This is a genomic window from Frateuria sp. GZRR35, assembly GCF_051900415.1.
Classification (GTDB): domain Bacteria; phylum Pseudomonadota; class Gammaproteobacteria; order Xanthomonadales; family Rhodanobacteraceae; genus Frateuria_A.
The window spans coordinates 131,486-154,964 of the sequence record NZ_JBHZGL010000003.1 but is presented as its reverse complement, the minus strand read 5'-3'; the positions used below and the strand labels follow the sequence as shown (position 1 = coordinate 154,964).

The 23,479-nt window shown below is 66.0% G+C and carries 19 protein-coding genes, 4 tRNA genes and 1 riboswitch; of the genes, 9 read left to right on the top strand and 14 right to left on the bottom strand.

The genetic code is table 11. From position 1 onward, the window contains the following. Window position 1 precedes the first annotated feature (1 nt). A riboswitch (yybP-ykoY riboswitch) is annotated at window positions 2-177 on the bottom strand. A gap of 84 nt (window positions 178-261) precedes the next feature. The 6 genes from ACFWZ3_RS05300 to ACFWZ3_RS05275 all read left to right on the top strand — a co-directional run bounded on the left by ACFWZ3_RS05300 (window position 262) and on the right by ACFWZ3_RS05275 (window position 7,608). Then, window positions 262-654, top strand: a complete 393-nt coding sequence (locus ACFWZ3_RS05300; protein ID WP_439706729.1) for a hypothetical protein — start codon at window positions 262-264, stop codon at window positions 652-654. A 218-nt stretch (window positions 655-872) separates the two neighbouring features. After that, window positions 873-2,027 carry a TolC family protein gene (locus tag ACFWZ3_RS05295; protein ID WP_439706873.1) on the top strand — a complete coding sequence of 385 codons (1,155 nt, stop codon included), beginning with the start codon at window positions 873-875 and terminating at the stop codon, window positions 2,025-2,027. Between the two features lie 11 nt (window positions 2,028-2,038). Beyond that, complete coding sequence (locus ACFWZ3_RS05290; protein WP_439706728.1) at window positions 2,039-3,121, top strand: efflux RND transporter periplasmic adaptor subunit; 1,083 nt, start codon at window positions 2,039-2,041, stop codon at window positions 3,119-3,121. Further along, the gene (locus tag ACFWZ3_RS05285) at window positions 3,121-6,252 is read left to right on the top strand and encodes an efflux RND transporter permease subunit (protein WP_439706727.1); all 3,132 of its coding nucleotides are present in this window, start codon (window positions 3,121-3,123) and stop codon (window positions 6,250-6,252) included. The genes ACFWZ3_RS05290 and ACFWZ3_RS05285 overlap by 1 nt, the downstream gene beginning before the upstream one ends. Then, window positions 6,249-6,572 carry a P-II family nitrogen regulator gene (locus ACFWZ3_RS05280; protein ID WP_439706726.1) on the top strand — a complete coding sequence of 108 codons (324 nt, stop codon included), beginning with the start codon at window positions 6,249-6,251 and terminating at the stop codon, window positions 6,570-6,572. Before ACFWZ3_RS05285 ends, ACFWZ3_RS05280 begins: the two co-directional genes overlap by 4 nt. A 91-nt stretch (window positions 6,573-6,663) precedes the next feature. Beyond that, complete coding sequence (locus tag ACFWZ3_RS05275) at window positions 6,664-7,608, top strand: cation diffusion facilitator family transporter (RefSeq protein WP_267171822.1); 945 nt, start codon at window positions 6,664-6,666, stop codon at window positions 7,606-7,608. Between the two features lie 19 nt (window positions 7,609-7,627). Here the strand turns inward: ACFWZ3_RS05275 and ACFWZ3_RS05270 are convergent, their stop codons facing one another. Further along, window positions 7,628-8,191, bottom strand: coding sequence for a cation transporter (locus tag ACFWZ3_RS05270; RefSeq protein ID WP_439706725.1), 564 nt, complete (start codon window positions 8,189-8,191; stop codon window positions 7,628-7,630). Between the two features lie 137 nt (window positions 8,192-8,328). Between ACFWZ3_RS05270 and ACFWZ3_RS05265 the strand changes: the two genes are divergently transcribed. Then, window positions 8,329-9,003 (top strand): MerR family transcriptional regulator, encoded by a 675-nt coding sequence (locus tag ACFWZ3_RS05265; RefSeq protein WP_267171820.1) that lies wholly within the window; start codon window positions 8,329-8,331, stop codon window positions 9,001-9,003. Here the strand turns inward: ACFWZ3_RS05265 and ACFWZ3_RS05260 are convergent. The 12 genes from ACFWZ3_RS05260 to serC all read right to left on the bottom strand — a co-directional run bounded on the left by ACFWZ3_RS05260 (window position 8,897) and on the right by serC (window position 20,487). After that, window positions 8,897-11,134: a S8 family peptidase gene (locus tag ACFWZ3_RS05260; RefSeq protein ID WP_267171819.1), complete on the bottom strand. Its 2,238-nt coding sequence runs from the start codon at window positions 11,132-11,134 to the stop codon at window positions 8,897-8,899. The two genes, ACFWZ3_RS05265 and ACFWZ3_RS05260, sit on opposite strands and share 107 nt — an antisense overlap. Before the next feature lie 11 nt (window positions 11,135-11,145). Continuing rightward, window positions 11,146-12,306, bottom strand: coding sequence for an AAA family ATPase (locus ACFWZ3_RS05255; protein ID WP_439706724.1), 1,161 nt, complete (start codon window positions 12,304-12,306; stop codon window positions 11,146-11,148). A 355-nt stretch (window positions 12,307-12,661) separates the two neighbouring features. Continuing rightward, window positions 12,662-12,748: transfer RNA gene (locus ACFWZ3_RS05250), tRNA-Leu, on the bottom strand. Between the two features lie 162 nt (window positions 12,749-12,910). Further along, window positions 12,911-12,984: transfer RNA gene (locus tag ACFWZ3_RS05245), tRNA-Cys, on the bottom strand. 73 nt (window positions 12,985-13,057) lie between these two features. Then, a tRNA-Gly gene (locus ACFWZ3_RS05240) sits at window positions 13,058-13,133 on the bottom strand. A 125-nt stretch (window positions 13,134-13,258) separates the two neighbouring features. Then, a tRNA-Gly gene (locus ACFWZ3_RS05235) sits at window positions 13,259-13,334 on the bottom strand. 37 nt (window positions 13,335-13,371) lie between these two features. Further along, complete coding sequence (gene pgsA, locus ACFWZ3_RS05230) at window positions 13,372-13,986, bottom strand: CDP-diacylglycerol--glycerol-3-phosphate 3-phosphatidyltransferase (RefSeq protein ID WP_439706723.1); 615 nt, start codon at window positions 13,984-13,986, stop codon at window positions 13,372-13,374. Between the two features lie 50 nt (window positions 13,987-14,036). Continuing rightward, a complete protein-coding gene (uvrC, locus tag ACFWZ3_RS05225; RefSeq protein WP_439706722.1) occupies window positions 14,037-15,863 on the bottom strand; it encodes an excinuclease ABC subunit UvrC in 1,827 nt (608 codons plus the stop codon). Window positions 15,864-15,991: 128 nt separating this feature from the next. Next, entirely contained in the window at window positions 15,992-16,762 is a 771-nt protein-coding gene (gene kdsB / locus ACFWZ3_RS05220; protein WP_439706721.1) for a 3-deoxy-manno-octulosonate cytidylyltransferase, read from the bottom strand. Window positions 16,763-16,941: 179 nt separating this feature from the next. After that, window positions 16,942-18,270 (bottom strand): 3-phosphoshikimate 1-carboxyvinyltransferase, encoded by a 1,329-nt coding sequence (gene aroA / locus ACFWZ3_RS05215; RefSeq protein ID WP_439706720.1) that lies wholly within the window; start codon window positions 18,268-18,270, stop codon window positions 16,942-16,944. Further along, window positions 18,267-19,355: a prephenate dehydratase gene (gene pheA / locus ACFWZ3_RS05210; RefSeq protein WP_439706719.1), complete on the bottom strand. Its 1,089-nt coding sequence runs from the start codon at window positions 19,353-19,355 to the stop codon at window positions 18,267-18,269. Before pheA ends, aroA begins: the two co-directional genes overlap by 4 nt. 46 nt (window positions 19,356-19,401) lie before the next feature. After that, window positions 19,402-20,487 carry a 3-phosphoserine/phosphohydroxythreonine transaminase gene (gene serC, locus ACFWZ3_RS05205; protein WP_439706872.1) on the bottom strand — a complete coding sequence of 362 codons (1,086 nt, stop codon included), beginning with the start codon at window positions 20,485-20,487 and terminating at the stop codon, window positions 19,402-19,404. Window positions 20,488-20,651: 164 nt separating this feature from the next. On the opposite strand from serC, the gene ACFWZ3_RS05200 reads away from it, so the two are divergent. After that, on the top strand, window positions 20,652-21,788 hold the full coding sequence (locus ACFWZ3_RS05200; RefSeq protein ID WP_439706871.1) for a GNAT family N-acetyltransferase: 1,137 nt from the start codon (window positions 20,652-20,654) through the stop codon (window positions 21,786-21,788). After that, a complete protein-coding gene (gene aat / locus ACFWZ3_RS05195; protein WP_439706718.1) occupies window positions 21,785-22,507 on the top strand; it encodes a leucyl/phenylalanyl-tRNA--protein transferase in 723 nt (240 codons plus the stop codon). The genes ACFWZ3_RS05200 and aat overlap by 4 nt, the downstream gene beginning before the upstream one ends. Here aat and ACFWZ3_RS05190 read toward each other — a convergent pair. After that, window positions 22,504-23,340, bottom strand: coding sequence for an HD-GYP domain-containing protein (locus ACFWZ3_RS05190; RefSeq protein WP_439706717.1), 837 nt, complete (start codon window positions 23,338-23,340; stop codon window positions 22,504-22,506). The two genes, aat and ACFWZ3_RS05190, sit on opposite strands and share 4 nt — an antisense overlap. Window positions 23,341-23,479: the final 139 nt, after the last annotated feature.

The window sequence follows — 23,479 nt, the reverse complement described above, 5'->3', positions numbered from 1 at the left end:
CGAGGAACCTTGGGCCGGGCGAAAAAGCCAATGGCGCCTGCGCTCTCGCCCGACCGGGACGAACGCAGGTACCAATGGTCTTGCCAAGTCGCTTATGACCGGTTGCGCCATGGCCATGAGGCCAAGTGTGTTGACGCGACCCCTTCTGGATACGAAGGCGGCTACTCCCCAAGGGAGCGGCGAGGGTAAAGGTGCTGTCTGGTCGCGTCAAATGACGGCATGCGATTGTGTAACGGCGTGAGCGCCACTTAGCATCAAGGGATGCCTCCGCACGCCACGCCACTGCTGACCCGACTGCGCCGCCACCGCGGCCTGTGGGTGTTGGCCGTGTTCGTGTTGCTGGTCAAGTTTGCCTCGGGTACCGTGTGCCTGGCCGATGGTCCGGGCACCTCTCGTGCGACAGACTCCACGGCAATAGCCCATCTCGACACCTCATCTGACCTCGCCATCGACGCACCCTCGGCAAGCGACGATGGCACCTGTTGGCTGGGCGAAGGCAGTCGTTGCCATTGCGCCTGCGCCCACTCGATGACCTTGCCCTCCAGTGCGGCAACACCTGCCCTCGCGCAGGAGCCCCAGCTCCCTGTACCCGCCCTTTCGTCCGGGTGGGTGCCAGCCGTCACCGGCTCGCTGTTGCGCCCTCCCATCGCCTGAAATCGCTCCCGTCCTGAGGTAGCCGCCTTGCGGCTGCCTCGCCCGTGAACGTTTTTTCAGGAGATGGCTGCATGGCTGTTTTGCGTCTGGTGCCCGTGGGTGCCGCGTGTCTGTTGTCCGCGCTGGCGTTGCACGCCGCGCCGCAACCCGATCAATCCCTTTCCCCTTCGTCCACTACCGCGGTAGCGATAACCGCGCCCGGCGCGTTACAGGTGGCGATGCGCCGCGTCTGGGACGCCAGTCCCCAAGTGCAAGCCGCGCGTGCCGAGCTCGATGCCGCCCGGGCGCGAGCGCAGGCGGCCGCGCAGTCGCTGTACAACCCCTCGCTCGATCTGGCCGCCGAGAACGCCGACGTGGATCGGCGTACCGCCGGCGTCAGCCTGGCGTTGGATCTCTCCGGCAAGCGCCGGGCCCGTGCGAGCCAGGGCGAGGCGGAGCTGCGTGCCAGCGAGGCGGGCTACGCGCTCCTGCGGCGGGACATCGCGACACGCTGGCTGACTGCCTGGTCGACCGCTTCGCTGGCGGCGCGCCAAGCGGAACTGGGCCGTCAGCGGCTCGCGCTGATGCAGCGCTTCGACACGCTGGCCGCCCAGCGGCTCAAGGTCGGTGACATCAGCAGCCCGGAGCGGGACCTGGCCGGCCTCGCGCTCGGCGAGGCCCAGGTCCAGCAGGCGACGCTGGAGGGCAACGAGGCCGCTGCGCGTGCGGCGCTCCTGGCGATCGGCGACCAAGCCAGCGGCAGCGGGGACTTGCCGCCACTGCCCAAGGCCCTGCCGCCGGACGCCGCGAGCATCGCGCCACGTCCGCTCGACGATCTGCCGCAACTCACCCGGGCGCGGGCCGAACTCGCGAGCGCCGAGGCCGGCGTTAAGGTCGCGCGGCGCGCCCGCATCCCCGATCCCACGTTAAGCCTCACCGGTGGCCGAGTCCGCAGCGGCCCGCGTACCGATCAAGTGATTGGCCTGGCCGTGTCCATCCCCTTGCCCGTGCTCAATACGGGCCGGGCCGAGGTGCTGGCGGCCAACGCCGAAGCCGATGCCGCGAGCGCCAACGTGCGGGCACAGGAGCAGACGGCGCGTGCCGCGCTGCAGGAGGCGCAAGCACGCTACGGCGCCTTGCGCTCTGCCGCCGGGGCGTTCCGCCACGGTCGCGCCGCCGCCTTCGAGGACCGCACCACGCTGCTGGAAAAGCTCTGGCGCGCCGGCGAGATCAGCACCTCCGACTACCTCGTGCAGCTCAAGCAGAGCCTGGACACCGCACTGTCCGGCCAGGAGCTGGAAAGCCAGGCCTGGCAGGCCTGGTTCGACTACCTCACCGCGGCCGGCCGCCTCGCCGACTGGATCGATGGCCGCCCACAGGATGCTTTCCGATGAAAACGACAAATATGAAACGACACCTGCTTGGCTGGGCCTTGTTGGCCGCGCTGGCCGCGCCCGCCATGGCCCAGGAGCCGGCGCCCGCCGATCCGCTGGCGCTGGATGCCAAGGCTCTGCAGGAGGCGGGCATCGTGCTCGCCAAGGCCGCGCCGCGCACGTTGACCGACGAGCTGAAGGCGCCCGGTGAAGTGAAGGCGGATGCCTATTCCACGGTGCTGGTCTCGCCGCGGGTGGAATCGCAGGTGCTGGCCCGCAAGGCCAAGCTCGGCGACGTGGTGAAGGCCGGCGATCCGCTCGTAGTGCTCTCCAGCGTCGAAGTAGCGGAAACCCAAGGCGCGCTGATCGTGGCCGCGCAGGATTGGCAGCGCATCGCGGCGCTGGGTCCGCAAGCCGTTTCGGCCCGTCGCTACAACGAAGCCAAGGTGGCTCGCGACCAGGCCCGCGCCAAGCTTCGCGCCTACGGCCTGTCCGAAGGACAGATCAACGGATTGCTGCGCAAGGGATCATCGGCGGCCGACGGCAGCTTCGAGCTGCTGGCCCCGGCTGCTGGCCGTGTCACCACCGATGACTTCCTGGTCGGCGAGCGTGTCGAACCCGGCCGCACACTGTTCACATTGGTCAAGGAAGATTCGGTGTGGGTCGAGGCACAGCTTGCGCCCGCCGATGCCGAGCGGGTCGAGGCCGGCGGCCAGGCCCGCGCGATCGCACACGACACCTCCCTTCCCGGCACCGTGGTGCAGCGCTCGCACCAGACCAACGAACGCACCCGCACGGTGCCCGTGCGCATCGAGGTCGACAACCGTAAGGACCTGCTGCACCCGGGCGAACTGGTGGAAGCGCGCCTGGCCGTCGGCGGCAGTTTCAATGCACTGGCGGTGCCTGCCGAAGCGATCGTGCTGCTGCAGAACCAGCCCACCGTGTTCCTTGCCAAGGGAAAAGGTCAGTTCGAGCCGGCACCGGTGGTCACCGGCGACACGCGTGATGGCTGGACCGTCATCACGCAGGGCCTCAAGCCCGGCGATACCTACGTGCGCAAGGGCGCGTTCGCCTTGAAGGCGCGCTTGCTGCGCTCGCAACTGGGAGAGGAATGATGCTCGAACGCCTCGTCGAACTCTCCCTGCGCTACAAGGTGCTGGTGCTGATCGCCTTCGCAGTGATCGGCTTCCTCGGCTTCCAGGCCGTGCGCCAGCTTCCCATCGATGCCTTCCCCGACGTCACGCCGGTGCAGGTCAACGTCTACACCGAGGCGTCCGGCCTCGCCGCCGAGGATGTGGAGCAATTACTCACCACGCCGGTCGAATCGGCGCTCGCCGGCCTGCCGAAGGTGCAGCAGATCCGCTCGGTCAGCCTATTCGGTCTGTCCTACGTGTCGGTCTACTTCGATGACGACATGGACATCTACTTCGCCCGCCAGCTCGTCAACGAACGGCTGCAACAGGTGGGCGATCGCCTGCCAGCCGGCTACGGCAAGCCGGAGATGGGCCCGAACACGTCGGGCCTGGGCCAGGTGTTCTGGTACACCGTCGAACGCGACGACGCCAAGCTCAAGGATGCCACCAAGGCACCCAACGACATGGACCTGCGCACGCTGCAGGACTGGACCATTCGCCTGATCCTGCGCACCGCACCGGGCGTGGACGATGTCACCTCCTGGGGCGGCCAGGAGAAGCAGTACCAGGTGCGCATCGATCCGATGAAGCTGATCGCCCATGGCCTTGGCTTCAAGGACGTGATCGAGGTCTTGCAGGCGAACAACGCGCAAGTGGGCGGCAACTTCATCGACGTCGGCCGCGAGCAGTACCTCGTGCGTGGCTTAGGGTTGGTGCAGGACGCCAAGGACATCGGCAGCATCGTGCTCAAGAGCGAGGACGGCACGCCGGTCTATGTGCGCGACGTCGCCGACATCGTCGAAGGCGGCGCACCGCGCACCGGCGCGGTCACCCGCGACGGCAAGGAAGTGGTGATGGGCCAGGCGCTGGCACGCATCGGCGAGAACGCCAAGAGCGTAGTCGATGCGGTCAAGGCCAAGCTCGACACGGTCAAGCAGGCGTTGCCGCCGGGCGTGGTGGTCAAGCCGGTGTACGAACGCACCGAGCTCGTCAACGCGGCGGTGGAAACCGCGGTGCGTGCGCTGATCGAAGGCTCGATCCTGGTCGCGATCATCCTCTTCCTGTTCCTGGGCGAGTTCCGCAGCGCGTTGGTCGTGGTGGTGGCCTTGCCGCTCGCCATGCTGATCGCCTTCATCTGCATGGACCAAGTCGGCCTTTCGGCCAACTTGATGTCGCTGGCCGGCCTGGCGATCGGCATCGGCATGATGGTGGACGGTGCGGTGGTCATGGTGGAGAACGCCTTCCGCATCATGGCCGAGCGCAAGGCCCACGGATTGCCGGTGGACCGCACCGCTGCCGTGCTGGCGGCCGCCCGCGAGGTCGCCAACCCGGTGGCGTTCGCCATCCTCATCATCATCGTGGTGTTCCTGCCGCTGTTCAGCCTGCAGGGGCTCGAAGGCAAGATGTTCAAGCCGATGGCCTTCAACATCAGCTTCGCCATGGGCGGCTCCCTGCTGCTCGCGCTGACGCTGATCCCGGTGCTCGCCGCGCTGGTGCTCAAGCCCAAGGAGGAGAAGGACACCCGCCTGGTGGCCTTCCTCAAGCGCCACTACGCCACGGTGCTGGCCTGGTCGCTGGCCCGCCGCAAGATCGTGCTCGCCATCGCCGCCGCGGCGCTGGTCGGCAGCCTGGCGCTGTTCCCCTTCCTGGGCAAGGAGTTCATGCCCAACCTCAAGGAGGGCGCGATCATGTGGCGCATCACGTCCATTCCTTCGGCCTCGCTGGATGAATCGATCGACATCTCCAAGCAGGTCGCCACGCTGATCAAGCAAAAGTTTCCTGAGGTGGAAACCACGCTGGCGATGATCGGCCGTGCCGAGAAGGGTGAGACGGCGGACGTCAACTACATGGAGGTGTACACGCCGCTCAAGCCGAAGGACCAGTGGCGCGACGGGCAGACGCTGGAGAGCATCGAGGAGGCCATGCAAATGGAACTGACCGCGGCGCTGCCCACCGCGGTGGTGAGCTACACGCAGCCGATCCAGATGCGCATCGAGGAACTGATTTCCGGCGTGCGTGCCACCCTGGCGTTGAAGCTCTACGGCGACGATCTGGGTGAGCTCGACCGGTTGAGCGGGCGGATCAAGGACGTGCTGGCCGGTGTACCCGGCGTGGCGGACCTCGTACTGGAAGCGAACATCGGCAAGCCGCAGATTCGCATCCAGGTCGACCGCGATGCGCTGGCGCGATACGGGCTCAATGCCGACGACGTGCTCACCGTGGTCAAGAACGGCATCGGCGGCGAACCGGTCTCCACCCTGCTCGACGGCGTCCGGCGCTTCGACATCACCGTGCGGCTGGACAAGGACGACAAGGCCTCGTTGCAGGCGATCGAGCGCATTCCGCTGCGCACGTCCAACGGCGCCATCGTGCGCCTGGCGCAGGTCGCCAAGGTCAGCGATGCGGAAGGCTACTCGTTCATCCGCCGCGAGCAGTTGCAGCGCTACGCGGTGATCCAGATGGACGTGCGCGGCCGCGACATCGACGGCTTCGTCAAGGACGCCAACGCGAAGATCGCCCAGCAGGTGAAGCTGCCGACCGGCTACTACGTCGAATGGGGCGGCGCGTTCGAGAACCAGCAACGCGCACTGAAGCGGCTGTCGCTGATCGTGCCGGCGACGATCTTCTTCATCTTCGTGCTGCTCTACACCGCCTTCAATTCGGTCAAGTACGCGGGACTGATCCTTGCCAACGTGCCGTTCGCGACCATCGGCGGCATCGTCGGCCTGGCGATCACCGGGCAATACCTGTCGGTGCCCTCGGCGATCGGCTTCATCGCGGTGTTCGGTGTGGCGATGTTGAACGGCATCGTGCTGGTGAGCTTCTTGAACGAACAGCGTGAAAAGGGCTTGCCCGTACGCGAGGCGGTGATCCGCGGCACCGCCTTGCGCATGCGCCCGGTGATGATGACCGCCAGTGTGGCGATCCTCGGCCTGGTACCGATGCTGCTCTCCAGCGGCGTCGGCGCCGAGACCCAGCGCCCGCTCGCCACCGTGGTGGTCGGCGGCCTGATCACCTCCACTTTGCTCACCCTCGTGCTGCTGCCAGTGCTCTACGACTGGATCGAAGAGCGCGCCGCGCGACGCCTGGCCCAACAGGAGACCCAACCGTGAAAGAAGTCAAAGCGTTCATTCATCGCGGGCGCATCGCCGACATCGTCCATGCGTTGGAACAGGCGGGCTTTCGCCACCTGTCCATCATCGACGTCAAGGGGCTGCTGCGAGCACTGAGCGATCGAGAGCAGAACTACTCGATCGAGATCGGCGACCGCGTCACCGACGAGGTCAAGCTCGAAGTGTTCTGCGAGGACGAGCAGGCCGAACGTGCGGTCGGGCTCATCCGGCTGCACGGACGCACGGGCCAGACCGTCGCCGGCTGGGTGTACCAGAGCACCGTCGATCACGCCTGGCCGATCGACGGGCGCACGGACTGATGGAAAGGCGGCGCGCCGCGCCGCCTCGTCGTGCGTGATGACATAACACCGTGGCGGCCGCGTAAGGTGGCCGCCGCCTCCGGAGAATCCCATGAGCGATACGTCCCCGCATAGTCACGACCACGGCCATCATCACGACCACAGCCATGGCGTTGCCAAGGATGCGGACAAGCGCTACCTGGTCATTGCGCTGTTGCTGTTGCTGGGCTTCATGGCCATCGAGGTGGTCGTGGGCATCCTCGCCAAGTCGCTGGCGCTGATCTCCGATGCCGGCCACATGCTCACCGACGTCGGCTCCATCGGCCTGGCGCTGGTCGCCATGCGTCTGGCCGCGCGTCCAGCCAGCGGCAGCTATACCTACGGGCTCAAGCGGGTGGAAATTTTGAGCGCCCAGGCCAATGGCCTGACGCTGCTCCTGCTCTCGGTGTGGTTCGTCGTCGAGGCCGTGCGTCGGCTGATCCATCCGCCTCAGGTGGAAGGCGTCCTGGTCACCGTGATCGCCGTAGTAGGTATCGGCGTGAACCTGCTCGCCGTGTGGGCGATGAGCAAAGCCAATCGGCAGAGCCTCAACGTGGAAGGCAGCTTCCAGCACATCCTCACCGATCTCTACGCCTTCATCGCTACCGCTATTGCCGGCGCCATCATCTGGTGGAGCGGCTGGAACCGCGTCGATGCGCTGGCGGCGCTGGTCGTCGCCGGACTGATGCTCAAGGCTGGCGTCGGCCTGGTGCGCGATTCCGGCCGTATCTTCCTGGAAGCGGCGCCACGCGGGCTCGACCCGGAAGCCATCGCCGCCGCCATCTGCGGGGTACCGGACGTGGTGCGGCTCGACGACCTGCACGTGTGGGAGGTCACCTCTGGCATGCCCGCGCTATCGGGGCATCTCGTCGTCCACGAAGATATCGATTGCCACGAAGTGCGCGGCCGGGTGGAAGCCATGCTGCATGATCGCTTCAATATCCTGCACACGACGCTGCAGACCGATCACGGGCACTCTCAAGCGGGTTCAGCCAGTTGCAGTTTTGAACGTAGCTGAAGCAAGCATCCCCTTTAGGTCAGTCACCCACGTTAGGGTTAAGGTGCTGGGAAGAGAATTGTGGCCACGCCGTGCTCAGCACCTCGATCCCAGTTCGGAGGAACAGCAAAGCCAGCCCCGCACCGAAGATCAGATCCAGCCACCGCCAGCCTGTCCATGCGATGAGTGCCGTTGTGAGCAGCACGCCGGCATTGCCGATCACGTCATTGCGCGAGCACAGCCATACCGAACGCATGTTGATGTCGTCGCGGCGGAAGCGGGTCAACAGTGCCAGGCAGGTGACGTTGGCGATCAAAGCCACGCTGGCGGCAACCGCCATCACCGATGGGAGCGGTGCAGCACCAACGATCAACTTGCGTGCGACCTCAGCCAGCACGGCGCCGGCGAAGACGAGCTGGGTGCCGCCCTTGGCTAGGGCTGCTCCGGCACGAGCGCGCAGCGATCGTCCCAGCACCATCAGGCTCAGCCCGTACACCAGGGCATCCCCCAAGCTGTCCAGCGAATCGCCTTGCAGGGCCGTTGAGTCGGCCCAAACACCCGCGCCAAACTCAGCCAGGAAGATGAAGATGTTGATGGCCAGCACGGCCCACAGCACACGACGCTGTACCTTGGACTGGACCAGGGCTTGGCCGGTCGACTCGCACTCACAGCAAGGCATCGCTGGCCCCTAATCGAGATAGGTCACTAGGCTAATGTCCGTAGCAGATACAGGGTCAAGCCATGCGCATCGGTGAGTTGGCGAAGAAATCGGGTTGCCATCTGGAAACCATCCGCTACTACGAGCGGATTGGACTGATGCCATCCCCACCGCGCTCCTTGTCCGGCTACCGGCAGTACACCGTCACCGATGTGGAGCGTCTGAATTTCATCGTGGGCAGCCGCGCCCTCGGCTTCCATCTGGACGAAGTCCGAAGTCTGCTGCGGCTGGCCTCCGAATCGGCGCTTTCGTGCGCTGAGGTTGATGCCATGGCCCGCGAACACTTGGCCCAAGTGAAGGATAAGCAGCGTGAACTCGCTTCACTCGCGAGCGAGCTGCAAGCCATGATCGGGGCTTGCGGCCAAGGCTCGCGTGCACAGTGCACGATTCTGCGATCACTGAGCCACCGCCCTTCCTTCGGCAAGAGGCGCTTGCGGGAAAGCTTACCGACCGGCCACTTAGGTTCAAACTACCGCGGGCTGGACTGGCTGCTCTCGCCACAAAGCCCTTCACATGACGTTATTGGAATGGCGAAATTCAGCAAGCGACCAATCGGTCAGATGCACGGAAGCCCGGGGAAATTCCCGCCACTCAAACCCGGATCGGGAGTGGCAAATGCGTCCGCGGACGGATCGCGGCCAGCGTCGGGTAGTGGGCGACGACTTGGTCGTATAAGTCCGGATGCTTGCTTGCGGTGACTGTCACCACCAGCGCGTAAGGTAGCTTGATAGCGCTGGAAGGGCTCAGCTTCGACCCCGGTTCGCGTGCCTGGTAATGGATATCGAACACTGGCCGGTCCAGCGAGCTGGCACGGAAGCGGTGCCGCGCATGCCGGGTAGTGTCCCACTTGAAGGAGTCATGACGCAGAGCCTGCTCGGTGTTCCGACCCACTCCCTCGAAGAACGATTTGGACTCCGGAAAGTCAGGGTCGGTCCTGAAATTCGGCGGCGAAGGTTTCGGGAACCGGCCCTGATGCGGGCGGAACGTAATTCCCAACCCTGCGCGGGTGTAGTCGCCGGGCGTGTGCGGGTCGGTCTGGCAGAGGTAGCAGAAGGTCGCCGCGATCTCGACCATGCCTTCCAGCTCTCCTGGGGGCAGCGGGACCTCGGTCCGGATCACCTTCGACGGGTCGAGGTGGCCTTGGTATAGCACGCGCACGCTCCCGTCCGGACAGACCGTAATCGCTGAAAGGTCGCTAGGCACCAGGCCCCAGCCCACCTCTTCGCGCGGATGTTCGTCCGGGTTTACGGCGCTGTGGATGAGCAAGGCGCGAATGCCGACCGTTGAGATGCCCGCTCCGAAATGGGCGCGCACGCCGCTGGCAATTCGCATAACTGCCGGTGTCGCGAAACTCGTGCCGATCGCCTCGGCGATGCTCGGCCCAGGGAAGACAAACTTGAACTGGCTGGCCGCGATACCACCGAACTGCAACAGGTCGGGCTTCACCAGCCCTGGGGCACGCCCCGGGCCGACGCAGCTATAAGGCGCTCGCGCCCAGCCTGGCGCCCCGGAACTGGACGCACCGATCGCCAAGGCATTGACGCAGTCGCTCGGTACCTGCACACGGTTCATAGGTACCGGTGCTTCCCCGGCGTTACCGACCGCGATGGTCCCGAGCATTTGACCCTGTTGAAAGTGATCGTCGAGCATGGTGGTCCACGCCGTGACCTTGTCGTCGCCGACGATCTCGACAGGACCAATACTCAGCGTCGCGAACTCGTAGTTGGACTGGCTAAGAATCTGATCGATGTAGAGCATGACGGGATACAACTTGGCATCGACAGTCTGGTCGCCGAGAACCCGGAAATGGTCTACACCAGAATACGGGCGCGGCTGCAGGCCGCTTTGCACGCTGCCGAACAGGAGCGCAGAAGTTACGGCGAGCCCGTGCTCAACGTATTCATCAATCGAGCTGCCGATGCCATCCTTTGCCGCCGGTTCAATCCGGTTCGCCCATAAACCGAAAGGGTGGTCCATCGGCAGGCCTCCATCGAAAATGGCGACGCGAAAGGACGAATCCAGCGCCTCTTCGCTAGGCAAGGCGATATGCGGCACGTTCTGCATCGCGCGCAACATCTGCGGGCGCTTGAGTGGGCGCAATTTCGGCATTGGCCGGATGGCGCGGACAAAGGCAAAATTCGCAAGCCGCGTAGCGGCGGCCGCGCTCGCCAACGCAGGCATGAACCAAAGACCACGTGACTGGTACTCCCGCGCCTGATCCAGTTCTACGCCGCTCGCCGACGCGAACTCAAGGAAAGCGTCTTCCCAGTTCATATCGACTTCGGCGTCGTGGTGCAGCACGATTTCGACGAGTTCGGGCGAGCTGCCGAGCGAGCCCATTAGCCGGTCTTCCGCTTGCATGGCCGCCATCGACTCGATCTTTATCAGGTCTTGGATCAGCGAGTCCTCGATGTCTCCAGTACTGATTTCGAGGAGGCGCTGGAACTGGACCCGGCGACCGGCTAGAAACAGGACTGTCGAAGGGATGCCACCCTCTTTATTGCTGCCACGCCCGTCGCGCGGCTTCACCATGATGGGTCTACTCCCTACCAACCGCAGGCCTATGCTGCCCGCGAGCTCCGAGGGAAAGGCGGAACGGGAGTAGTACTGTGGGTGCAGGGTGACGGCCGAAACTACGCGGTCTCCCGGGCATGCCTCCAGCGGCAGCTGGCGAAACACCTCCTGTTGTGCCGCCATCTGAGGTAGGAGGTGTGCGCGCTGAACGTCCCAGGTGTACGGCGGCTTCGCATCATTTGGACCGCTGCGGTAGCGGCTTTCCCGGTTAAGCGTCTCGCCTCGACCCAACAGAAACTTCGGTTCGCTTGCCATGATTTATTTCCCTAGAGCGTCGAACGTAATGTTTCGCGGGCAACTTTGGCCAGCTTGCTGGCTTCCCGTTGCGAGATGCCAGCCTTCACCAGCGATACTGCGAGCCGCTTGCGGTCGCCGAGTTTGAGATCGGGAGCGCGGGCAGCCAAGAGCTCGGTGAGTACCTGCCGACCGTTAGTCTTGCCGCCTAGTAGCGTGGCCCTGCGTAGGCTGTTGAGATCACGGATGTAGTCGCTTTGAGAACTGTTGGCCCCGACCATCGCCAGCGCATCGCGCCACTCTCGTGGCACTAGGTCGGACTTGTCCGAAACCAGTTCACCGAGCTCTCGTAGTTGATCTGCGGTGGGCGAGGGGAACTCGACCGTACTGTCAAAGCGCCGCCAGACTGCAGGGTCAAGAAGGTTGGCGTGGTTGGTCGCGGCAACAAGTAGATTGTTCGGGCCCCAAAGATCAATCTCCTGCAGCAGCACCGTCACCAGGCGCTTTAGCTCGCCTATATCACTGTCGTCGTCGCGACGCTTGGCAATCGCATCCAGCTCGTCGAGGAAGAAGACACAGTCCCGGCGCTTGGCAAAATCAAAGGCCTGCTTAATGTTGTTCCCGGTGCGGCCGAGGAAGCTGCTGATCACACTCGCCAGATCAAGGACGAGCAGCGGCAGTTGTAGCTGCAGCGCCAGGTGACGCGCGGCTAGCGTTTTGCCAACGCCGGGTGGACCGGTGAACAGCACCGCGCGCGATGGCTGCAAGTTGGCACGGGCGAGCTTGGAAGCAGAGCGACGTTCGGCAACTAGCGTGTCGAGGCGCCGGATGACGTTGGGGGATTGCACCAACGGGTGCGGCATTACTGGCGGGTCTTCGACCCTTAGCAGATCAAGACGGCTATCGCCGTCAGTTGGTACCGGCACCGACAGACTGGTCCCGCCCTGACCGCGGACCGACCGAATGGCGCTGGCCGTGGTCGCCTCATCCCGACCGAAAACCGCTGCCTGTAGAACATCGGCCAAGTCGTCGCCTTCAGCGCGCAAGGCGCGGATCAGCCGGAGCACCTGGATCCGTAGCCGCTCACCGTCACCCCTGGCGCCAAGTCGCGCGATCTGGACCAATTCTGACCTTAATCTATCAATTTGGGCCGAATCTTTCTTATCTAATTGTTGTTGTTCTTTTTTTATCATGACTTAGGTGGCCTAATTTAGGCCAATCCTTGCATACGGCCTCAATCCTTGCAACTCCCTGTACCCGCGGACGCCCGGCGCTTCGTCAGGTGGCGACCAGGCAAAGCGCACAGGCAGGCCGCGAATGGATACCAATCCGCGGCAAGCTGGTTGAGAACGGCTGTCAACGGCGTCAGTGACGGCTTATGGCAGCAAGCGATGAATCGCGTGCCCGGGCGACGCTATCTGCCCGCCGGCGAATGCACGTAGGCCTGGTTCAACGCGACATGCGCTCGCACAGGGACTACGTAGGGACGCGCACTGATTTTTGTTGTACGTGCAAAAGCTAAGATGCTACGCAAGCTTTTGTTTTCATTGGTGCCCGGAGCGGGGGTCGAACCCGCATGGCCTTGCGGCCGAGGGATTTTAAGTCCCTTGCGTCTACCAGTTTCGCCATCCGGGCATAAGGCAGGGATCGTAGCACCCGCCTGCCTTTGTAGGAGCCCGCTTGCAGGCGATGCTCGCCGCGACCGCAAGAAAGGCATCGCCCGCAAGCGGGCTCCTGCTGCTTCGAGGCGCCAAACGAAAAAAGCCCGCCGGTGGCGGGCTCTCGACGATCGCGCAATGGAGGCCAGGGTCGGAATCGAACCGGCGTACGCGGCTTTGCAGGCCGCTGCATGACCACTCTGCCACCTGGCCATCGCGCACGGAGCGCATGGTTGCGGTCCGCTTAAAAAAACAAAACCCCGGTGAACCGAGGTTTTGCGGAAACTGGAGCGGGAAACGAGACTCGAACTCGCGACCCCGACCTTGGCAAGGTCGTGCTCTACCAACTGAGCTATTCCCGCGTCAGAGTCAGAAAGGATAGCAGAACCGGGCCGGATGTGAAGGCCCCGGCCGCGCTTTTTGCATGTTTCCGTAGCGGCTGCCGGAAACGACGAAGCCCCGGCTCAGGCCAGGGCTTCGGAGAAACTGGAGCGGGAAACGAGACTCGAACTCGCGACCCCGACCTTGGCAAGGTCGTGCTCTACCAACTGAGCTATTCCCGCATCGGAGCCGCGCATTTTAGCGGCGAAAACGAACTCGTCAAGCCTCCGCACGCTTGTTGGCACCGGGCTGCTTCGGCGGCTCGCCGCGCAGCATCGGCCACGCCGCGCGCAGGTAGTGCATGCCCGACCAGATGGTCAGCCCACCGGCGATCACCAGCAGCCCTTCACCAATGTGGTACAGCCGCAGCGCCTCCGCTTCCTTCTCGTGCTGCACGATGAGCACGACCAGCGCGATCATCTGCATGACGGTCTTGAGCTTGCCGACGAACGCCACCTTCACCGTGGCGCGCATGCCGATTTCGGCCATCCATTCGCGCAAGGCGGAGATGCTGATTTCGCGGCCCACGATGACCGCCGCGGTCACCGCCATCAGAATGCCCGGCCAGCCGCCGCGATGGGATTCGACCAGCAGGAACAGCGTCACCGCGACCATCAGCTTGTCGGCGACCGGATCGAGGAACGCGCCGAACGCAGAAGTCTGGTTGAGCCGGCGTGCCAGGTATCCGTCCAGCCAGTCGGTGACGGCGGCCAGCATGAAGACGATGGCGGCCGTGAAGTTGTGCCCGCGGAACGGCAGGTAGAACACCACTACCATCACCGGCAGTAGCGCCACTCGGAACAGAGTCAACCAGGTAGGTAGATTGATGCGCATCATGCTTTCCGTCGGTTGTCGATCATCAGTGTCGCACGGGAGTCTGCGTTTCAGCCGTGTAACGTGTTGTAGATGCGTTCGGCCAAGCCCCGATCGATGCCTTTGATCGAGGCCAGCTCTTCCACGCCGGCGGCCTCGACCCCGGCCAAGCCGCCGAATGCCTTGAGCAGCGCCGCGCGCCGCCGCGCGCCGATGCCCGGCACCTCTTCCAGAATGCTGCGCTCGCGCGCCTTCTCGCGGCGCTTGCGATGCCCGCTGATGGCGAAGCGGTGGGCCTCGTCGCGCACGGCTGCGACCAGATGCAGTGCGGGCGAGGCCGAGCCGGGATGGATCTCGCGGCCGGAGTTGGCCAGCACCAGGGTTTCCTCGCCCGCACGGCGCCCCGGGCCCTTGGCCACGCCGACCACCTCGATGCCGCTCACGCCAAGCTCGGTCAGCACGTCCAGCGCCTGTGCGACCTGCCCGCTTCCACCGTCGATCAGCAGCACGTCGGGCTTGGCGCCCTCGCCCGCCGCCACCTTGCGGAAGCGCCGGGTGAGCGCCTGGTGCATGGCGGCGTAATCGTCGCCCGGCGTGATACCAGCGATGTTGAAGCGGCGATAGTGCGACTTCTCTGGCCCTTCCGGACCAAACACCACGCAGGAGGCAACAGTCGCCTCGCCCATGGTGTGGCTGATGTCGAAGCATTCGATGCGCCGGGGTGGGCCGGATAGCTCCAGCAGCTTCTGCAGGTCGTCGAAGCGCGCGCCGAGGGTCTGCCGGCTGGCCAGCCGCGAGGTCAACGACGCCTGCGCGTTGCGCTCGGCCATCTGCAGGAAACGCGCCCGCTCGCCGCGGACGCTGGACTTGATCTCCACCGCGTGGCCGGCCTGCTCGCACAACACTTGCGCCAGCAGCGCCTGGTCGGGAATCGTCTCGCACAGAATGATCTCGCGCGGGACCGGTCGTTCCAGGTAGTACTGGGCGATGAACTGCGCCAGCACGTCGGCTGGCTCGGCATCCAGCGGCAGCCGCGGAAAGAAGTCGCGGGTGCCCAGGCTGATGCCATTGCGGAAGAACAGCACGCTCACGCACGCCATGCCGCCTTCGATACGGCAGGCGACCACGTCCATGTCGGCGCTGGCCCCTTGCACGTGATGCTGCGCCTGCAGCTTCCGCAACGCGGCAACCTGGTCACGCAGCGCGGCGGCGCGCTCGAAGTTGAGCTCGACGGCGGCCTTTTCCATGGAAGCGGCCAACTCATCGATGACCGCGCTGCTGCGCCCTTCCAGGAACATCTCGGCGTGGCGCACGTCGTTGCGGTAGTCCTCCACCGACACCAAGCCCACGCAAGGGGCCGTGCAGCGGCCGATTTGATGTTGCAGGCACGGGCGCGAGCGGTTGCGGAAGTAACTGTCCTCGCACTGGCGCACCTTGAACAGCTTCTGCATCAGGTTGAGGCTTTCGCGCACGGCAAAGGCGCTCGGGTACGGTCCGAAAAACCGGCCCTTGAGGTTCTTGGCGCCGCGGTGGAAGGCCAGGCGTGGATAATCCTCGCCACCGGACAGATAGATGTACGGATAGCTTTTGTCGTCCCGCAGCAGGATGTTGTAGCGCGGCTTGAGCGACTTGATCAGCTGCGATTCGAGCAGCAACGCCTCGCCTTCGGTGCGCGTGACGGTGACCTCGCAGCGCGCGATCTGGGACACCATCGCGTTGATGCGCGGCTCCATTCGCGGCTTGAGGAAGTAGCTACCGACACGCTTCTTGAGGCTGCCTGCCTTGCCCACGTACAGCAGCTCACCATCGGCGTCGAAATAGCGGTAGACGCCGGGCGAGGTAGTCAGGGTCTGGACGAAGGCCTTGCCGTCGAACGGCGGCGTCTGGGGCGACTGCATGTGACGATTCTAGCCGCTCCGGCAAGCGGCGCCGTGACCGGTGGCCGAACAGGCGGCGGCATGTGCCCGGGGAGGCTTCAGCCCGCCCTCCGGGTCACCGGCCGGTGGACTGAAGTCCACCCTACGGCTTACGGCTGGCTGGCAAGCCAGCGCTCCGCACGCTCCACGTCCGCCTCTGTGTCGATGCCGGGAGGGAACGGTTCGGGCGTCAGTCGTACCGCGATCGGAAAGCCATGTTCCAGTACCCGAAGCTGCTCAAGCGACTCGGCCTGTTCCAGCGGCGTGCGCGACAGCCCCGTGTAGCGGCCAAGGAAACCGGCGCGATAGGCATAGATCCCGATATGGCGCAGAAACGGCACGTTCGGGGGCAGCGTTTCGCGGTCGGCGGCGAACGCGTCGCGGGCCCAGGGCAATGGCGCCCGGCTGAAATACAGCGCGTGCCCGTCGGCCCCGCGCACCAGCTTGACCACGTTGGGATCGAACAGCTCGTGCGCTTGGGTGATCAGCGTGGCCAGCGTGGCCATGGGCGCGTCGTCCTCGGCCAGTGCGCGCGCGACCTCGCGGATACCGGCCGCCGGAGCGAACGGCTCGTCACCCTGCAGATTCACCACGATGGCGTCATCGGGCCAACCGTAGTGGTCGGCGACTTCGGCCAGGCGGTCGCTGCCGGACGCGTGGTCGGCGCGGGTCATGCAGACATCGACGCCCTGCCCGGCGAGCGCTGCGGCAACACGCGTGTCGTCCACTGCAACGACCACCTGGCCCGCCCCGGCCTGCAGCGCACGTTGCGCTACCCGGACGACCATCGGCAAACCACCGAGACTACGCAGCGGCTTGGCTGGCAGACGGGTGGAGCCGTATCGGGCGGGAATGGCAACGATGAAAGGCGGGACGGACATGACGAGGCGCATGGTGGAAAAGCAGCGAGCCTAGCATCGGGCTGGCCGGAAGCGCGCGCTTCGTCCCTCTCCTGCCGGAAGAGAGCGTCCGCAGAGCGGGAGGTGGGGCAGCGCAAGGCGCACGCCTCGCCCCGATCCTCACTCAAGCCCCCTGCGGAAGAGTGTCGCGAGGCCTCCGGCTACGCGTCCGCCAGCGCGAAGCCGCAGCCGTTGGCCAGTTCCATGAAGCCGGGGAAGGAGGTAGCCACGTTGCGGCAGTCTTCGATATGCACGCCACCGCCCGTGGTGACCAGCCCCGCGACCGCGAAGCTCATGGCCACGCGATGATCGCCATGGCCCTGGACGATGCCCGTACCCAGCTCACCGCCGGTAATGACGGCGCCGTCGGGCGTCTCCGCCACCTGCACACCCAGCCCACGCAAGCCGGCCGCCATGCTGGCGATGCGGTCAGACTCCTTCACGCGCAACTCGGCGGCGCCACGGATCACGGTGGTGCCTTGCGCCGCTGCGGCCGCAATGAATAGCGCGGGGAACTCATCGATCATGTCCGGCACCAGCGCCGGCGGCAACTCGATGCCATGCAGCGGTGCATGGCGCACGCACAGGTCGGCCACGGTTTCGCCGCCGCTGCTGCGCTCATCCAGCACCTCGATGTCCGCTCCCATGAGCTTGAGCGCCAGCAGCAGTCCGGTGCGTCGCGGATTCAGACCCACCGCACGCAGCCGCAATTCCGAACCGGGCACCAGGCTGGCGGCAACCAGGAAGAATGCTGCGGAGGAGAAATCGGCCGGCACCTGTACATCGGTGGCCTGCAGCACGTGTCCGCCGGTCAGGCTCGCTTGGCCAGGCGCGAACCGGATCGGCCAGCCGAACGCCGACAACATGCGCTCGGTGTAGTCGCGGGTCGGATGCGGTTCGAGGATCTCGGTTTCGCCCTCGGCATACAGGCCGGCCAGCAGCAGGGCGGATTTCACCTGGGCGCTGGCCACGGGCGATTCGTAGCGGATGCCGCGCAGGCGCCGGCCGCCGTGGATATGCAGCGGCGGCAGGCCCTCACGGGTGTCGATGCGAGCGCCCATCCACACCAGCGGTTCGGTGACCCGTCGCATGGGGCGGCGCGAAAGCGACTCGTCCCCGACCAGCGTGACATCGAACGCCTGACCTGCCAGCAAGCCGGCGAGCAGCCGCATGCCGGTGCCGGCGTTGCCGCAATCCAGCGGTTGGCTGGAACCGCGCAGGCCGTGCAGGCCCGCGCCATGCACCCATCGCTCGCCCGGTGCTGGCGTTTCGATGGTGACGCCCAGCTGCGCGAGTACGGCGGCGGTGGCGCGGGTGTCCTCGCCTTCGAGGAAGCCGCTGATGCGCGAGGTACCTTCGGCCAACGCAGCCAGCATCAACGCCCGATGGGAAATGGATTTGTCGCCCGGCACCGTGATCGCACCGCGCAGCGGTCCGCCGCGGCGGCTGATCCAGTCCAGGCGCGCGGCGGCATGGTTGCCGACGCTCACGGCAAGGCCACCGGGTAGGAGCCCAGCACGCGCACCTGCGTGGCGACCGGTCCCATGTCCTTCAGGGCCGCCTGCAACGGCGCGTCGTCGATATGCCCGGAAACGTCGATGAAAAACGCGTACTGCCATTTGCCGGTGTGCGCCGGGCGCGATTCGATGCGGTTCATGCTCACGCCATGTTTGGCGAACGGGTTCAGCACGTCATACAGCGCGCCCGGCTTGTCGTTGACGGTAATCAGCAGCGAGGTCCGATCATTGCCCGAGGGCGGGAACAGCGAGCGGCCGATCACCAGGAAGCGCGTGGTGTTGTCGGCGCGGTCCTCGATGCCTTCGGCCAGCGGCTTGAGGCCGTAGACCTTGCCGGCGGTCTTGCCCGCGATGGCCGCCGCATCGTCCGCGTGCCGCGCCAGCCGGGCCGCCTCGGCATTGCTGCCGACCGCCACGCACTCGACATCCGGCAGGTTGATCCTCAGCCAGGTCTTGCACTGCTGCAGCGACTGCGCGTGGGCGAACACGCGACGGATGTCACCCGGCGATGCGGCTTTCGACAGCAGGCACTGGTGCACGCGCAGCTCGATCTCGCCGCAGATGCGCGCCTCGGAGGTGAGGAACATGTCCAGCGTCACCTGGATCATGCCCTGCCCCGAGTTCTCCACCGGCACCACGCCGAAGTCGGCATGCCCGGCAGCGACCTCCTGGAACACCTCCTCGATGCTGCCCAGCGGCAGGCCGTAGGCCGCGTGGCCGAAGTGCTTGCGCACCGCCTGCTCGCTGAAGGTGCCCTCGGGCCCGAGGAAACCGACCTTGAGCGGATCCTCCTGCGCCAGGCACGAGGACATGATCTCGCGAAACAGCCGCACCATCTCGGTGTCCGACAGCGGGCCGTGGTTGCGATCGACCACCATGCGCAGCACGTGCGCCTCGCGCTCGGGCCGGTAATAGTCGATCGCCGACAGGCCCTCGCCCTTGACCCGCGCGACCTCCTGCGCCCAGTTGGCGCGCTCGGAGATCAGCTCCTGGATCTGACGGTCGATGCTGTCGATGCGGTCGCGCACCTTGCCCAGCGATTCCTTGGGATCGGTCATCTGGCGTTCCAGCAGTAAAGAAGTCCAAACGTTAGCAGGTGAGCGCTCAGCCATGGCGCCGTGCGAAGTCGCGCATGAACGCCACCAGTGCCTCGACTGCCTCCAGCGGCACGGCGTTGTAGAGGGAGGCACGCATGCCGCCCAGCGCCTTGTGGCCCTTCAGCGCGAGCAGGCCGGCGGCCTCCGATTCGGCCAGGAAGGCCGCGTCGAGGGTGCCTTCGTGCAGGGTGAACGGCACGTTCATGCGCGAACGCGACGCCGGGTCGATCGGGTTGCGGTAGAAGCCGCCCGAACTGTCGATCGCTCCGTACAGCAGCGCCGCCTTGGCGCGGTTTCGCTCGCCCATGGCGGCCAGCCCGCCCTGCCCCTTGAGCCACTGGAACGTCAGCCCGGCCAGGTACCAGCCGAAGGTATTGGGCGTGTTGAGCATGGAACCGGCCGCGGCGTGCTCGGCGTAGCGGAAGATGCGAGCCATCGGCCGACCCGGCCGCGCCAGCAGGTCACGGCGGACGATCATCACCACCAGGCCGGACGGTCCGATGTTCTTCTGCGCGCCGGCGTAGATCAGGCCGAAGCGGCGCACGTCCAGCGGCCCGGACAGGATGTTGGAAGACATGTCCGCCACCAGCGGCACCTCGCCGACGTCCGGCACGTCATGGAACTCGACGCCGTGGATGGTCTCGTTGGAGGTGTAGTGCACGTACGCGGCCTGCGGGTTCAGCTGCCACCCGCCGCGGGACGGCAGGTGCAGGTAGCCGTCGGCCTGGCTGCTCGCGGCGACGTTCACGCGCAGGTAGGGACTGGCCTCGCCGGCGGCCTTCTCGCTCCAGTGCCCGCTCACGATGTAGTCGGCCGTGTCGTCCGGGCCCGCCAGGTTCATCGGGATCTGCGCGAAGTGCTGGGTCGCACCGCCCTGCAGGAACAACACCGCGTAGTCGCCGGGGATCTCCAGAAGTTCGCGCAGGTCCGCTTCCGTGCGCTCGGCCATCGCGATGAAGCGCTTGCCGCGGTGCGACTGCTCCATCACCGACACACCACTGCCCTGCCAGTCCAGCAACTCGCGCTGCGCCTGTTCGAGCACCGCCTGCGGCAATGCCGCCGGCCCCGCACTGAAGTTCCAGACCTTGCCCACTGCGCGTGTCCTCATGGGATGAGCGGGCATTATGGCGCGGTGCAACATGCGGGCGTCAAATGATCTCTTAGGCGGGGCCATATACGGCGATGGAAGGCTTGGGTCAGCCCGCGCAAGTTCGCTAGTCTTGCCAGGTGCCTCACCAGCTCACCGCCTCCCAGCCGATGCTCACTGCCCGCTTCCACGCTGCCATCGCCGAGCTTCCCGCGGCGACCTGGGACGCACTGCGGGCGAGCGCCAACCCGTTCGTCTCGCATGCCTTCCTGCACACGCTCGAAAGCACTGGCTGCATCCGTCCGGACTGGGGTTGGCAGGCGCACCACCTGGGCCTGTACGAGGACGACCGCCTGGTCGCGGCCGCACCGGTGTACCTGAAGGGCAACTCGCATGGCGAGTTCGTGTTCGACTGGAGCTGGGCCGGTGCCTGGGAACGCGCCGGGGGCGACTACTACCCCAAGCTGCTCAATGCCGTGCCTTACTCGCCGGTGCCGGGCCCGCGGCTGCTGGCCGGCCGCGATGCACGCGCGCCGCGCCTGCGGCAGGCGCTGGTGGAGGCAATGCGGGCGGAGGCCGATCGCCTGGGCCTGTCCTCGGTACACGCCAATTTCCTGGAGGACCAGGAGCTGGACGCGTTCGGCAGCGACTGGCTGGCGCGCTCGGACGTGCAGTTCCACTGGCACAACCAGGGCTACGGGCACTTCGAAGACTTCCTGGCGACGCTGAAGTCCAAGAAGCGCAAGAACATCCGGCAGGAACGGGCGCAGGTAAGTGCATATGGCCTGGACATCCGCATGCGCGACGGCAGGACCATGGACGCAGACGACTGGCGCCAGATCCATGCGCTCTACACGGCCACCTTCGACGCCAAGGGCAACCATGCCGCGCTGACGCGCGCGTTCTTCCAGGCACTGGGCCATCTAGGCAGCGCCGTGCAGGTAGCCTGCGCGATGGACGGCGAACGCATCGAGGCCATGGCCCTGTTCCTGCAAAGCGACACGACGCTCTACGGACGCTACTGGGGCGCGCGGGTGGAGGTGCCGGGGTTGCATTTCGAACTGTGCTACTACCGCGGCATCGAGCATGCGATCGCCCGTGGCCTCGCAGGTTTCAAGCCTGGTGCGCAGGGCGAGCACAAGCTCGCGCGCGGCTTCGTGCCGGTACGCACGCACTCGCGTCACTACCTCGCCCATCCGCAATTCCGCCGGGCCGTGCGCGAAGCGCTGGTCCACGAAGCACAGGCGATGGACGATTACATTGCCGAACTGGGCGCGCACGCGCCCTACGCCGGGGCCTGCCGGTGATCCGCCTGCCGCTGCTCGATCCGATGGCGCCCGAGCGCTTCCCCGACCCTCGCCATGCGCTGGCCGAGCCCAACGGCCTGCTCGCCTTCGGCGGCGACCTGTCGCCGCGACGGCTGCTGGCCGCTTACGAGCGCGGCATCTTTCCCTGGTTCAACCCGGGCGAGCCGATCCTGTGGTGGTCCCCCGATCCGCGTTGCGTGTTCGACACGGCGACCTTCCGCGCCAATCGCAGCCTGCGGCGTGCACTGGCTGGCAAGGACTGGCGGGTGACCGTCGACGAGGCCTTCGTGCGCGTGATGCGCGCCTGCGCCGCGCCGCGGCCCGGCCAGCACGGAACCTGGATCGGCCAGGCGATCATCGACGCCTACGCCTCGCTGCATACGCAGGGCCACGCGCACAGCGTCGAAGTGTGGGAAGGCGACGCGCTGGTCGGCGGCGTGTACGGCGTGAGCGTGGGACGGCTGTTCTGCGGCGAGTCGATGTTCAGCGCCCGCAGCGGTGGCTCGAAGCTGGCGCTGGTGGCACTGGCGGCCCTGCTGCGCGAGTGGGGCTTTCCGCTGCTCGATGCGCAGGTCAGCAACCCCCACCTGCTGGGGCTTGGGGCGCGCGAACTACCGCGCGATGCGTTCCTGGCGCAGGTGCGCACGCTGGCGGCGCAGCCGTGCGATCCGTTGCGCTGGCGCAAGGTGGCCCCGCGAGCCGCTGCCGACTGCCTCTAGGCCTGCGCCAGCTCCAGCGACGGGTGCGACTCGGCCATGCCGAGCGCCTTGAGGTCCGGGTAATGGGTGAGGAACAGTTCGACCAGCTGCGGATCGAGTTGGCTGCCGGCCGCCTCGCGCAGGTAGGCCAGCACCTCCTCCTCCGGCCACGCCGGCTTGTAGACGCGCGGGAAGCTCAGCGCGTCCCACACATCCACGATGCTGAAGACGCGCGCGGCCAGCGGAATCTCCTCGCCGCGCAATCCGCGCGGATAGCCGCCGCCGTCCCAGCGCTCGTGATGCGCATAGGGAATGTCGATCGCGCCGCGCAGGAAGTCGACCTGCTCCATCAGCTCGCGCCCGATCTCCGGATGCCGGCGCATGTGCGCCATCTCGGCGTCGTCCAGCTTGCCCGGCTTGATCAGGATGGCATCGGGAATCGCCAGCTTGCCGATGTCATGCAGCAACGCGCCGAACTTGACCGCCAGCAACGCCTCCCCGTGCATGCCGGCCAGCCGTGCCAGGCCCATCGCCATGCGCATGACGCGGTCGGAGTGGTCGCGGGTTTCCTTGTGGCGGATATCCATGGCAGACACCAGCACGCGCAGCGTCTGTTCGTGGCCGCGCATCAGTTGGCGGTTGATTGCGGCCAGTCGTCGCACGTCCTTGCCGATCATCCAGTACAGCATCGCGCCGGTCATCACCACGAAGAACCAGCCCTTGGCGCTCTGCGCCCACACCCGTGCGTCGGGGTCCAGCACCAGCGACGCGAGCGCACGATCCGAGAGCCAGATCCACAGGGAAGCGAGCGCGACGTAGAGAAACGCGATTCGGAATTGCGGGCTGATCGACACGCCAGGCTCCAGGCACCAGGTGGCACGGACGGCATTCTTCCCCGCCATGAGGAGGACTGTCGACAGACTGTCCCCAGCCTGTACAGCCGGATGTGAAACGCGTGATCCAGCGCACATCCCGGCAACCTGGCGGCTGCCG